At 65.4% G+C, this 12,546-nt stretch carries 11 protein-coding genes; 4 read left to right on the plus strand and 7 right to left on the minus strand.

The genetic code is table 11. From position 1 onward, the window contains the following. Positions 1-125: 125 nt before the first annotated feature. From mltB to ASN89_RS20565, 4 genes are read right to left on the minus strand one after another with little or no spacing between them, the layout of a single operon-like run. Positions 126-1,289: a lytic murein transglycosylase B gene (mltB, locus tag ASN89_RS20550; RefSeq protein ID WP_082654677.1), complete on the minus strand. Its 1,164-nt coding sequence runs from the start codon at positions 1,287-1,289 to the stop codon at positions 126-128. Beyond that, entirely contained in the window at positions 1,280-3,301 is a 2,022-nt protein-coding gene (locus ASN89_RS20555) for a DUF3488 and DUF4129 domain-containing transglutaminase family protein (protein ID WP_058050574.1), read from the minus strand. The genes mltB and ASN89_RS20555 overlap by 10 nt, the downstream gene beginning before the upstream one ends. Continuing rightward, positions 3,298-4,308: a DUF58 domain-containing protein gene (locus ASN89_RS20560; RefSeq protein ID WP_058050575.1), complete on the minus strand. Its 1,011-nt coding sequence runs from the start codon at positions 4,306-4,308 to the stop codon at positions 3,298-3,300. Before ASN89_RS20560 ends, ASN89_RS20555 begins: the two co-directional genes overlap by 4 nt. A gap of 5 nt (positions 4,309-4,313) precedes the next feature. Next, entirely contained in the window at positions 4,314-5,222 is a 909-nt protein-coding gene (locus tag ASN89_RS20565; protein WP_058050576.1) for an AAA family ATPase, read from the minus strand. Between the two features lie 211 nt (positions 5,223-5,433). Between ASN89_RS20565 and ASN89_RS20570 the strand changes: the two genes are divergently transcribed. Then, positions 5,434-6,360: a histone deacetylase family protein gene (locus tag ASN89_RS20570; protein WP_046682665.1), complete on the plus strand. Its 927-nt coding sequence runs from the start codon at positions 5,434-5,436 to the stop codon at positions 6,358-6,360. On the opposite strand, the gene ASN89_RS20575 is transcribed toward ASN89_RS20570, so the two are convergent. Together ASN89_RS20575 and ASN89_RS20580 are read right to left on the minus strand one after the other, a co-directional pair. Then, on the minus strand, positions 6,361-6,687 hold the full coding sequence (locus tag ASN89_RS20575; protein WP_046682664.1) for a hypothetical protein: 327 nt from the start codon (positions 6,685-6,687) through the stop codon (positions 6,361-6,363). It lies immediately after the preceding gene. 162 nt (positions 6,688-6,849) lie between these two features. Further along, the gene (locus tag ASN89_RS20580; RefSeq protein ID WP_138828898.1) at positions 6,850-7,647 is read right to left on the minus strand and encodes a hypothetical protein; all 798 of its coding nucleotides are present in this window, start codon (positions 7,645-7,647) and stop codon (positions 6,850-6,852) included. 201 nt (positions 7,648-7,848) lie between these two features. Here ASN89_RS20580 and ylqF point away from each other — a divergent pair, with 201 nt between their 5' ends. Beyond that, entirely contained in the window at positions 7,849-8,796 is a 948-nt protein-coding gene (gene ylqF / locus ASN89_RS20585) for a ribosome biogenesis GTPase YlqF (RefSeq protein ID WP_071650173.1), read from the plus strand. Positions 8,797-8,921: 125 nt separating this feature from the next. Here the strand turns inward: ylqF and ASN89_RS20590 are convergent, their stop codons facing one another. Next, a complete protein-coding gene (locus tag ASN89_RS20590) occupies positions 8,922-9,740 on the minus strand; it encodes a DODA-type extradiol aromatic ring-opening family dioxygenase (RefSeq protein ID WP_058050577.1) in 819 nt (272 codons plus the stop codon). A gap of 112 nt (positions 9,741-9,852) precedes the next feature. On the opposite strand from ASN89_RS20590, the gene ASN89_RS20595 reads away from it, so the two are divergent. Further along, positions 9,853-10,743, plus strand: a complete 891-nt coding sequence (locus ASN89_RS20595) for a LysR family transcriptional regulator (protein WP_046682662.1) — start codon at positions 9,853-9,855, stop codon at positions 10,741-10,743. 144 nt (positions 10,744-10,887) lie between these two features. Further along, entirely contained in the window at positions 10,888-12,432 is a 1,545-nt protein-coding gene (locus tag ASN89_RS20600) for a TonB-dependent receptor (protein ID WP_058050578.1), read from the plus strand. Positions 12,433-12,546: the final 114 nt, after the last annotated feature.

Raw genomic sequence — 12,546 nt, forward strand, 5'->3', positions numbered from 1 at the left:
CGCACAAAGGCTGGCGAGCGAGGCTGGCACATGTTATCGGCCCTACCATAGACCTGTTTGCTGGTCGATTCAATATCGCTTACGCTTTCTTACAAGTAATATTATAACTTTACACTGACTTTCGGTTAGCGTGCGCGCACTTGACTGATGGCCTTGCCCAAGTCAAGCACTGACATGGCATAAAAATAACTTCTGTTGTACTGAGTTATAGCAAAGAAGTTATTGGTTGCCAAGTGATACTCAGTTGCTTCTGAACCATTTTGCAAGTCGATCAGGCCGAACAACATGTTCTGGGGCGTGGACGGCGCGGCACTGACGCCGGCTTCCTGCAATTCCCCCAGCCGGTACTTGGCTTGCAAGCCCTGGCCGATGAATTTTTCCCACGTGCGGCTGGCCGAGACGGTGACGGGGTAGGTGCTGACGGCCGGGTCATCGCGCCGCCAGCCGTGCTCGACGAGGAAATGCGCGACGCTGCCGATGGCGTCGGCCGTGGAATTGCGCAGGTCGATGTGACTATCGCCATCGAAGTCCACCGCATATTTCATGATGCTGCTGGGCATGAACTGGGGCAGGCCGATGGCGCCCGCATACGAGCCGAGCAGGGTCAATGGATCGATGCCATCCTTGCGTGCATACAACAGCGCGTTTTCCAGTTCTCCCTTGAAAAACTCCATGCGCGCGGCGCGGGTCGGGCTTTCCGGATAGGAAAACGCCAGAGTCGTCAGCGCGTCGAGCACGCGGAAGCGGCCCGTGTTGCGTCCGTACACGGTTTCCACGCCGATGATGCCGACGATGATTTCGGCTGGCACGCCATATTCGCGTTCCGCGCGCGCCAGCGCTTCCGCATTCTCATCCCAGAATTTCACGCCCGCATTGATGCGTACCGGTTCGATGAAGCGGGAGCTGTACGCTTGCCAGTTCTTCGGCTTGCCCGGCGGCGCCGGTTTCATCAGTTGCACGGTCGATTCGACATAGCGCACCTTGCCGATCAGGGTGTCGAGCTCGGCGCGGTCAAAGCCGTGTTTGGCAGACATGTCATCGAGGAAGGCGCGTACTTCCTTCCAGTTGGCATAGTCGACAAATTCGCCTTCGAAGTCGAATTTCGCCGGTGCTTTTTTTGCTGCTGTCTTGGCGGGAGGCGCCTTGGCCGCGCGCACGGCACGGGCGCGGTCGGCAGCGGAAATATTGCTGTTTTCGCCAGCGTGCGCCGTGGCCAGGCACAGGGGGAGGGAGAGGAGCAGGGACAGGGCGGGGTATTTGATCGGTAACAAGGAGCGTCTCATCGGCATTGGGTTAACAGGCGGCGCAAGCTGCGCCGCGCGCGGAATTGTTCGTCTGGGTTGGCATTACCATACTTCATCGCGGCATAGATTGCCAGAAACTGTGCAATGGCGGCGTGCGCCTCTTGTGTGGCCTTGCCTGCGGCCAACCGGACAGCATAACCGTACGGGCCTTCATGCGGCGCACGGCTGTAGCCGCGCCGCGCCTGTCGCTGGCAAAACCGCGCGTACAGGCGGTCGAGCGGATCGCCTTGCCGCGCCTGCCGCCACCAGACCAGTGCGCCCGCCACGGCGGACAGCAGGGCCAGCACGGCGCAAGCGACTGCCAGCTTTGTCGCTGGCACGTTTTTCAAGCCGTCGAGCATGGCGCGCTGGCGTTGGGGCGTGGCGTCGAGCACCCAACTGCTCCAGGCGTGCTCGGCCTGCTGCCATTGCTGGCGCCACGCGGCAACCGCCCCTTGCGCGCCGCCATCGAGGCCTGTCAGAGCCCGCCAAGCCGTCAGCGGTGACGGGGCCGGCGGCAGGGCGGCGTCGAGGTTGCGCTGCGTGCGCAGGGGCGCAACGGCGCCGGTGGGATCGACGCGCACCCAGCCCCGTTGCGCCAGCCACACTTCGCTCCAGGCATGGGCGTCGGACTGGCGCACCGTCAAGCTGTTGTCCGTACCGTTGCGCAAGCCGCCCTGGTAACCGGTGACGACGCGCGCGGGTATGCCCATGGCGCGCATCAGCACGACAAAGCTGCCCGCGTAATGTTCGCAAAAACCCGCTTGCGTGGTGAACAGGAAGTCGTCGACGCCCTGCTTGCCCAGCAGCGGCGGCTGCAGGGTGTAGCGGAACGGCGCGCGGCGGAAGTGCTCAAGCACGGCGGCGATGGCGTCGGCCGGCGCCAGCGCCTGTGCGCCGCTGCCGCGCAAGGCGCGGGCCCAGGCCACGCTGCGCGGATTGCTGCCAGTGGGCAAGGCCAGCCATGGCTGCTGCTGTTCTGGCGACAAGCTTGCCTGCAGCCGGTAGCGGGAATGGGAACTGACGCGGTAACGCACGGTCGAAGTAATGGGTTGAATGGTCAGCACTTCCAGCGCGGACGACACGACATACGGATTACCGGGCAAGCGTTCGATGCTGCGCGGCACGTCGAGCGCGAAGATGCGCCGCTGGCCGCTCGCTTGCAAGCTGACTTCGTAGTGGCTGGGCTGGCCTTCCAGCGCGATGTCTATGCGGCTGTCGCTGGCAGGCGCGCGGCCCTTCGCGCCCCGGCGCGTCCAGGTGGCGCCGTCGAAGTCGCCCAGCACCACGCCGCGCCAGTACAACTGGTCTTGCGGCGGGAGTGCTGTGCTGAAACGGGCCGTGAAGACGGGTTCGCTTGACAGGACCAGCGAGGCGATGGCGCCCGGCTGCATGCTGTCGGACAAGCCCGTGCGCGCCTGTGCGCCTTCTGTTGCCGTGCCCCACAGGGGACCGTCGACGCGCGGCACGGCAAGAAACAGCACGGCCGACAGGGGGATGGCCAGCGCCAGCATGCGTCCCAGTAAATTTAACCTTTGCGCCAGGTGCGGCTGCACGGCGCCGTACTGGGCCGACAGCAGGGCGGCCAGCAGGACGATGACTGTGGCCAGCATCCAGGCGGCGCTGAGGATGCTTTGCGTATGGAAAAAGTTCGCCAGCAGGAGGAGAAAACTGAGGAAGACGAAAACGAAGATGTCGCGCCGGCCATGCATTTCCAGCGACTTCAAGGCCAGCAGCAGGGCCAGCATGGCCACGCCCGGATCGCGTCCCAGCACGGTGCCGTAGCTGGCGTAGACGCCGGCGATGCCGAGCAAGGCCAGCGGCGCTAGCAGGATCAGCTGCGGCTGGCGCCGGCCCCGCACGGTGATGGCGGCGCGCCACAGCAGGAGCGCGGCAGCGGCGGCTGACAGCCACGGGGGCAGGTGCAGCACGTGCGGCGCCAGCACCATGGCGGCGGCCAGCAACAGCAGCATGATGTCGGCCTTGTCACGCGGCAAATTGCTCAGCCAGGCTTTCATGGCGTCGCCTGCGCTGGCGGAAAATCGTGCGGCAAATCATGCGGCGAACCGTGCAGGGCCAGTGCGCGCAAACAGGCGTCGCGGTGGCTGTCGCCCAAGGCCGGCGCCAGAGTCAGCGCGCCCAGGTGCAAGCCGTACGGCATGCCCGCGCGTTCCGCCTGCAATACCCAGGCGGCCAGGCGCGACAAGCGCGCTTCCGGCGCCAGCGCGTGCAGGGCCGCATGTTCGAGCACGATGCTGCCATGGGTTGCGCCTGCGGGAGAGTCGGCGGCAGGCTGGAATTGCTTGCTGAATACATGCTCGCCGTCATGGCGGGCGATCTGGCGCCAGGCCAGGCGGTGCAAGGGATCGCCTGGCTGGTAGGCGCGCACGCCGGCCAGTTCCAGGGCGCCATCGGGTGAGTCTGGCTGCCGTGCCTGCTGTGCCGGCTGTAGCGTGCCGGCAGGCAAGGGCAGCGGCGGCGCATTGTGTTCGGGCTGCGGATACACGAGCACGCTTGCGTCAGGTTGCCAGTGGCACCAGGCAAGGAACAGGCCCAGCGGAAAACTGCCGGACAGGCGCACGGCAGGCGCAGCCAGCCATCCCCGCTGCGGCGCGGCCACCACGATGTCAACGGCCGTTTCCCCGTGGGCGGCGATGTCGGCCAGGCTGGGCGCTGCCGCCGAACCGCTGATGGCCACGTGGAGCGCATGGCGCGGGCGGGCGCTGCGGTTGATCAGGCGCAAGGTGAACGTGGCCTGGCTGCCCGCGAACACGGGCTTGCCCGGTGTGGCGGCCAGGGCCAGGCCTGCCAGGTTGCGGCTGGCAAATAACATGTCGGCGATGGCGCAGGCGGCCGCGAAATACGTGAGCGCATAGCCCAGGCCTAGGCGGTAATTGACGGCGGCGATCCACAGCGCCAGCAGCAGTGCGGCAAACGCCAGGCCCGCGCCCGAGGGACGGACGTGCACGCGCTGCGCGCCCAGCCAGGGGCGCACCGGCAGCCATTGGATGTCGCGCAGGCGCACGGCTGTCAGACGGGAATACTCAACAGCATGTGCTGCAGCAGCGCGCGGCTGTCCACGGACCCTTGCGCCGCATGCAGGCGGTGGGCGCAGACGGGCAGCAGCACGGCTTGCACGTCCTCGGGCGTGACGTGGTCGCGGCCTTCCAGGGCGGCCCAGGCGCGCGCCGCCTGCAGCAAGGCCAGCGCGGCGCGCGGGCTCAGGCCATCGGCAAACACGCCCGGCGCGCGCGTGGCGTGCACGAGGGCCAGCACGTAGTCGACGACGGCGGCCGAGGCGTGGATGGCGCGCAGGCCCGCTTGCGCCTGCAGCAATTCTTCCGCGTTCATGACGGCCGGCAAGGTGTGCAGCATGGCGCGGCGGTCGGCGCCCAGCAGCAGCGCCCGTTCGGCGGCTGCATCGGGGTAGCCCAGGGTCACGCACATGAGAAAACGGTCGAGCTGCGATTCGGGCAGGGGGAAGGTGCCCAGCTGGTGCGCGCAGTTCTGCGTGGCGATGACGAAAAACGGCTGCGGCAGCGCGTGCGTGACGCCATCGAGCGTCACTTGCCGCTCTTCCATCGCTTCGAGCAAGCCCGATTGCGTCTTCGGCGTGGCGCGGTTGATCTCGTCGGCCAGCAGCACTTGCGTGAACAGGGGGCCGGGATGAAACACGAAGCTGGCGCTGCCCCGGTCATACACGCTCATGCCGGCCACGTCGGCGGGCAGCAGGTCGCTGGTGAATTGCTGGCGCTTCCATTGCAGGCCCAGCGAGATGGCCAGCGCGTGGGCCAGGGTCGTCTTGCCCACGCCGGGCACGTCTTCGATCAGCAGGTGGCCGCCGGCCAGCACGCAGGCGAGGGTCTGGCGGATCTGCAAGTGTTTGCCGACGAGAACTTCGCCGATCTGCTGTGCGGCCTGGTGTATTTTCGAAAACATGCTATTTCTATCACAGTAAGTCGGATTATTTAATTTACAATCGCTTTGGCCAGGTCAAGCCGTGCCGCCCGCCCGTTGCGTGCACGTGGTAGATTAGTGCGGTAGCGGCACAGACCGGCCAGTGATTTTATGCGAGAACGCGCAGGGCGAACAGGAATGCCATGCAGTGTTCCCGGAGAATGGACAGAGACAGAGGTAACCAGTACAGCGCATGAGCACAGCCATTTATACCCATCCCGATTGCCAGCGCCATGAAATGGGCGACTGGCACCCTGAATCGCCGGCCCGCTTGCAGGCCATCAATGATCAATTGATCCTCGCGCACATCAGCGACCTGGTCGAACACCGCGACGGCGTGCGCGCGCAATTGTCCGATATCGAGCGCAACCACAGCGCCACGGCCATCGGCCTGGTGCGCGACAATGTGCCGCAAGAGGGCGACTACTATCCGCTCGACGGCGACACCCTGCTCAACGCGCACAGCTATGACGCGGCGCTGGCCGCCGCCGGCTCGGCCGTGGCAGCCACGGACGCCGTCATCGATGGCGAGATCAGCAATGCCTTCTGCGCGATCCGTCCGCCCGGCCACCATGCGCGGCCCAGCGAACCGATGGGTTTTTGCCTGTTCAATAATGTCGCCATCGCCGCCAAGCATGCGCTCGACGTGCGCGGGCTTGAACGGGTCGCCATCGTCGACTTCGACGTGCATCATGGCAATGGCACGGCCGAGTCCGTGGCGCACGATCCGCGCATCCTGATGGTGAGTTTTTTCCAGCACCCGTTCTATCCGTACAGCGACGTGGAATCGTACACCGACACGCGCGTCAACGTGCCCGTGCCGGCCCGCTCGAAAGGCGACGCCGTGCGCCAGCTGGTGCTCGACCACTGGCTGCCGGCGCTGCACCGCCAGCAGCCGCAGATGATTTTCATTTCCGCTGGTTTCGATGCCCACCGCGAAGACGACGTGGGCGGCATGGGCCTGGTGGAGGCCGACTACACGTGGATGACGCAGCAGATGATGGCCGTGGCCAATCAGTATGGCAAGGGCCGCATCGTCAGCTGCCTCGAAGGGGGCTACAACCTGTCGTCGCTGGGCCGCAGCGTGGCGGCGCACGTGAAGGCGCTGGCGGAACTCTGACTACAGCAAGGTAGGGCGGCTGCCGGAATGCGTGTGGCGGTGCGTCTGGTAGTCGAGCGCCTCGCCGGCCATGAAGCGGCGCCAGGCCTGCGTGTAGACGAGCGATGATTTATCCGCATCAAAACTGTCGAGCTGCAACATGTCGCGGTGGTGCTTGATTTCATTGACCAGTTGGTCATACAGCATTTGCAAGCCATAGCTGTCGGCGCTCTGGCGTTTCAGGCGCTCTTCCAGCTGCGCCACTTGCCCCTGCAATTGCCGGCATTCCTTCTTCCAGTCATTGCGCGGCACGCGCTTGGGCGCCTTGCCAGTGTGTTCCATCATCATATCGAGCTATCCCCATCGCCTATCTCCCTGCATCTGGCGGGAGCCAGCCTGGAAAATAATTGCTTTTCATTTAAGAGGCGATATTAGAGCACACTTTTTTATTACTCTCAGTAAATAAAAAAATCTACATGGAAATACTTGACCTGGCTTTCCGGGCACGTATCACTGGCGCAGCGCCGCCTTCATGGGCGCTGCAGGGGCGGCTTGCGCCATGTTGCCGTCGTCCGCATACGTGAGGGTCAGCAGGGTATTGTCGTCCCAGCTCGCGTCATGCAGCGGCGGCACGTAGCGCTGGCGGTCTTCCGTGATGCGGATGTCCAGCGTGCGCTCGCCCGAGCGCGCCTGCACGGCAAGCAGCTTGCGGAACACGGGATACGGCACGTGGATCAGCGACGAATGGCACGGCCCGCCCGCCAGGCGGAACAGGTTGCGCCGCACAAACGGCAAGTCATCCTGCTCGACGGCCCAGCGGATTTCGCATTCCAGGCGCAAGTCGCCCAGGCGACGCACGTTCTGGGGCAGGCCCGGCGTGTGGATGTCGGCGCGCCAGCGCAGGGTATCGCGCTTCTTGTTGCTGACCAGGTCGGCATTTGCATCGAAGGCGGTCTTGTCGCGCGTCAAGGTGAAACCGCCGTCCGCCGCCAGCGGCACGGGGATAGACAGGTTGTCGGCCGACAGGTGCAGGGTCACGCCATCGAGCCTGGCTTTCGGCGTGGCGGGGATCAGCATGAAGCGCAGCGGCGCGCCCGGCGCCAGGCGCTGGTGGTCGGCATACGCGTCGAGTCCCTTGAGCATGGTGCGGTAGGGGCGCAGGTCGGGATCGCGCGTGCCTTGCACATCGACAATCTGCTGCATTTCCTGGTGCACTGCGTCGCCCGGCGCCGCCGCTTGTTCCTGGGCCATGGCGGGCAGCAGGCAGGCGCAAAGGGGGACGAGGAGGAGGAAACGGGGAAGATGCATGGAATGCGTGCCAGGTTGAACTTGCAATGGAGAGTCCGCCCAGGCTGGACGGACTGCGGATCTTATCATTCATGTAACTGCTAAATTATCACCAATTGTCTCGTTCGCGTCGCACGGCTGGCGCTGGCGGTGGAAAATGGGACGTCGTGGCGGCAACCACGTAAAATAGCGGATTGACTGAACGATTTTGAAAGCAAGAGCATGGCGATACAATGGTACCCAGGACACATGAACGCGGCCCGCAAGAAAGCGGCCGAAACCATGGAAAACACCGATCTGGTGATTGAAGTGGTGGACGCGCGCCTGCCGGCAGCCAGCTGCAATCCCATGGTGGACGAGCTGCGCCTGTTCCGCCAGCGCCCTTGCCTGAAAATCCTCAACAAGACCGACCTGGCCGACCCTGCCGCGACCGCCGCCTGGGTGGCGTACTTCAATGCCCAGGAAGGCGTGACCGCGTATGCGATGACGACCAAGAAGCCGGGCGACGTGGCGCGCATTCCGGACCTGGCCAAGTCGCTGGCGCCGCATCGCGGCGTGCCGACGAAGCCGCTGCGCATCATGATCATGGGCATCCCCAACGTGGGCAAGTCGACCCTGATGAACGCGCTGCTGAAAAAGCGCGTGGCCAAGGTGGGCGACGAGCCGGCCGTGACGAAAATGCAGCAAAAGCTGTACCTGGACAAGAACACCATCCTTGTCGATACGCCCGGCATGCTGTGGCCGAAGATCGCCATCCCCAGCGACGGCCTGATGCTGGCCGCCAGCCACGCCATCGGCTCGAACGCGCTGATCGAAGAGGAAGTGGCCGTGTTCCTGGCCGAGGAATTGCTCAAGCGCTACCCGGACTTGCTGGCAACCCGCTACGGCACCAAGATCGGTGAAGTCGACGCCATCGGCGTGGTCGAGGGCATCGCCGCCAAGCGCGGCTTCCGCATCAAGGGCGGCGACTACGATTTCGAGAAGGCGTCGCACACCCTGCTGCTCGACTACCGCAGCGGCATCCTGGGACGCATCTCTCTGGAAACGCCGGACACGCGCGCGGCCCTGATGGCCCAGCACGCGGCCGAGATGGCGGAAAAAGCCGCCAAGGCGGCCGAGATCGCCGCTGAAAAGGCGAAGAACGCGGCGCGGGGCAAGCGCGGGACTTAACTAAAAAAAGCCGCTAGTTAGCGGCTTTTTAAAATTCCGGGGTCAGACCCCCGGTGACGTTGGCGCTGAACCCGCCGTTAGCGGTGTCGAGGGACTCGGCGTCCCCGTCTGACCCCGGCGCGTTGCTAATTTCCGCCGGTCGTTCCAAACCGGAAACTCGTCACCGCCAGCGCCCCGAAGAAATCCTCCTCGTGATACACGACCTGCGCCGTTTCCTGCTCGGCCGCGCCCAGCGCCACCATCAGCGGCAGCAGATGGTCTTCCTGCGGATGGGCCTGGCGTGCGCCCGGTGCCCTGTCCCAGGCCAGCAATTGCTGCAATCTTTGTTCCGGCGGCAAGGCCATCGTCTGGCGCAGCCAGGCGTCGAACTGGTGCGAGGCGACGGCGCCCGCCTGGCCGAACTGGCGCAGGTTATGGTAACTAAGGCCGCTGCCGACGATCAGCACGCCTTGGCGGCGCAGGCTGGCCAGCGCGCGGCCCACTTCGACGTGGGTGAGCGGGTCGTAGCCGTGTTTCAGCGACAGCTGCACCAGCGGCACGTCCGCCTGCGGATAGATGGGGAACAGGGCGCTGAAGGTGCCGTGGTCGAAACCCCGTTCATGGTCGAGGCGCGCCGGGTGGCCGGCAGCGTCCAGCAACTGTTTCACCTGCGCCGCCAGCTCGGGCGCGCCGGGCGCCGGGTACTGGATTTGATAGGTGTGCGGCGGAAAGCCAGAGTAATCGTAGATCATGCCCGGCCGGGGGCTGGCCGAGACGAGAAATTGCGGTCCTTCCCAGTGCGCCGTGACGACGAGTACGGCTTTCGGGCGCGCGCCGATCTGGCGCGGGATATCCTGCAACGACGCTTCGAGCACGTCGTAGCGGCCGCCGAACTGGTCTTTCATGAACGGCCAAGGGCCGCCGCCGTGCGACAGGAAGTAGGTAGGGAAGGTGTGTTCTTGCATGGCGGCTCCGCAGTGGAATGACTGATGCTATCGATGATAGTCATGCCCAGTCAGTTGATCAAGATCGCAATTATTGATATATCATTTCCAATTTGTTGATGATTGGGCCGTCATGGATACCTTGCGCAGCATGCGCGTGTTTCGCGCCGTGGTGGAACTGGACAGTTTCGTGCGCGCCAGCGAGCGCCTCGACCTGTCGCCGGCCATGGTCAGCAAGCACGTGATGCACCTGGAACGCCACCTGGGCGCGCGTCTGCTGAACCGCAGCAGCCGCCACCTGAGCCTGACGGAAATCGGCAAGGTATATTTTGAACAGTGCCGCGACATGCTCGACAACCTCGACGAGGTGGAAGCGACGGTCGGCCGCACGACGGTGGTGCCGCGCGGCATGCTGCGCCTGAGCGCTCCCGTCTGGTTCGCCAACGCCATCTTTACGCGCACCCTCGTGGCCTACCGCGAACGTTTTCCGGAAGTGACGTTCGACATCGACTTGAGCGGCAGAGTGGTCAACCTGGTGGAAGAGGGCTTCGACCTGGCCCTGCGCGTGAGCCAGGCGCCATCGCCGGCCCTGATCGCGCGGCCCATCGGCAGCATCGCCTTTCACCTGGTGGCCGCGCCCGCCTACCTGGCGCGCGCGGGCCATCCGCACGTGCCGCAGGACCTGGCGCAACACGCCATGATCAGCTATTCCTTGTTGGCGAACGGCAACGAGCTGGCCTTCGATGGGGCTCAGGGGCGCGAGACAGTAAAATTCTCGCCCGTCCTGCAATGCAATAACGAAAGCCTGCTGCATGCGGCCGCGCTCGACGGCATGGGCATCGCCCTGCTGCCATCGTGGCAAACGGATGCGGACCTGGCGGCCGGGCGCCTGGTGCGCCTCTTCGACGATTTCAAGCTGGCGGGCGGCAGTGTCTACGCCGTCTACACGAGCCGCCGCTACCTGTCGTCGAAAGTGCGCACCTTCATCGACTTCCTGGCCGACGAGGCGCGCCTTGGAAGCTGAGGGCCGCCGGCCAGGCGTCGATGCGCCATGCCGGCCACTTGCCCATCGCTTGCGGCGCCGTGCGCCGTGCGTATAATGATTCGCTTTTGCCATCCTTCCTGTTACCGTGCGTGCGCGCCCCGGTAGCGCACCCAGCTTTCCGCCATGATGCCTGCCCTTTCCGCCCTGACCATCGCCGCGCGCACCTTGCTGCTGTGCGCCCTGGCCATGCCGGCGTGCGCGCAGGAAGGCGTGGCTGGCGTGGATGGCGCTGCGGCCGGCGTCATGCATGGCGACTTGTCCGCCGAACTGGCGCAGGGCGGCCAGCACAGCGTGCGCGGCGCCCTGTCGCGCGACCAGGGCGGCATGGTGCTTGACGTGGCCGTCGACGGCCTGCGCAATGGCAATTACCGCGACGGCAGCGTGTTTCACCAGCGCGGCTTCAACGGCGGCGCGGAATGGAAGCTGCGCCAGGGCCGCTTCGGCTTCAGCGCCGACCAGCTGAAGCAGGACACCCGCTATCCCGCGCCCGAGGCGCCGTTCCTGGCCTTGCTTGCCGCCCGCCCGGAAGACCTGTACCGCTATGAGGTGCGGCGCGCCAGCGCCTTCGTGCAGCGCTATGTAGGCAGTTTCGAGCTGGGCGTGGAACTGTCGCAGCGGGAAAAGCGCGCCACGGCCCACTATGCGGGCGAGGACGGCAGCAGCGAGTCGACGTACAGCAGCCGCCGCCGGCAGCTGGCGCCACGCCTGCGTCATTACGGCAAGGTGGACGGCGTGGGCACGGATACGGAAGTGGGCCTGGACCTGATGCAGTGGCAGCGGCGCTCGGGCCGCGATGGCGATGCGCAGCGCCGCCAGTATTCGCGCGCGCTGCTGCTGCGCGAAGAGCTGGCCTTCGGCGGCGCGTATGCGCCGCGCCTGCTGCTGGGGCTGCGGCATGAACAGTTCCAGCTCGATCCGGCCGACATGCCCGCCGGCGGCAGCGACTGGGAAAACCAGAATGCCTGGGACGTGCAGGGCAGCCTGCAATTGCGCCCGCAACTGAGCGTGTACGCCAAGGCCGCGCGCAGCTACCGCATCGACGACGATGGTTATACCCGCGCCGGCTACCGCCCGCTGGCGGGACAGCTGCGACGCGACATGGAAGTGGGCGCCACCTTCGGCGACGCGGCGCGCAGCGCTTCCGTGCGCGTCTTCAGCGAGCGCCTGAGCAACCAGATCGTCTTCGACCAGAACCTGGGACAGCTGGGCTTTGCGGGCAACCTCGACCCCTCGCGCCGCGACGGCGTCGCCATCGAAGCCAGCATGGCGCTGGCGCGCGACTGGCGCCTCGACGCTCAGTTGCGGCAGGTGCATGCGCGCTATGACGATTACGCCTACGACGGCCCGGACATCGCCCTCGTGCCAAAGACCCTGGCCAGCCTGCGCCTGTACTGGACGGGGCAGGGCGGCGCCAGTGCCGACGCCGGCGTGCAATGGCTGCGCGCCCTGCGCTATGGCCCCGATTTCGCCAACAGCTGCCTGGCGCAAGTGCCTGCGTTTGCCACCGTGGACGGACGCTATGCGCGCAAGCTGGGCGCCTGGGAGCTGGAACTGGCCGGCAGCAACCTGGCCAACCGCCGCCATTACGGCGATGCGCCGGGCTGCCGTTCCAGCATTTACCTCAACGATGCGCGCCAGCTGCGCGTGTCGGCGCGCTACCATTTCTGAGGCAGGGGCGCAGCGGGGCTTAAATGCGGCTTAAGCGGACGCAAACGGAGCGCGTAAAAGCGCTTTTTTTCCGGCAGGGCGACATCGTCCGGCGCAAAAAGTGGTAATCTCGCC

This window comes from Janthinobacterium sp. Ant5-2-1, from assembly GCF_001445815.1.
Taxonomy (GTDB): Bacteria; Pseudomonadota; Gammaproteobacteria; order Burkholderiales; family Burkholderiaceae_D; genus Janthinobacterium; species Janthinobacterium lividum_E.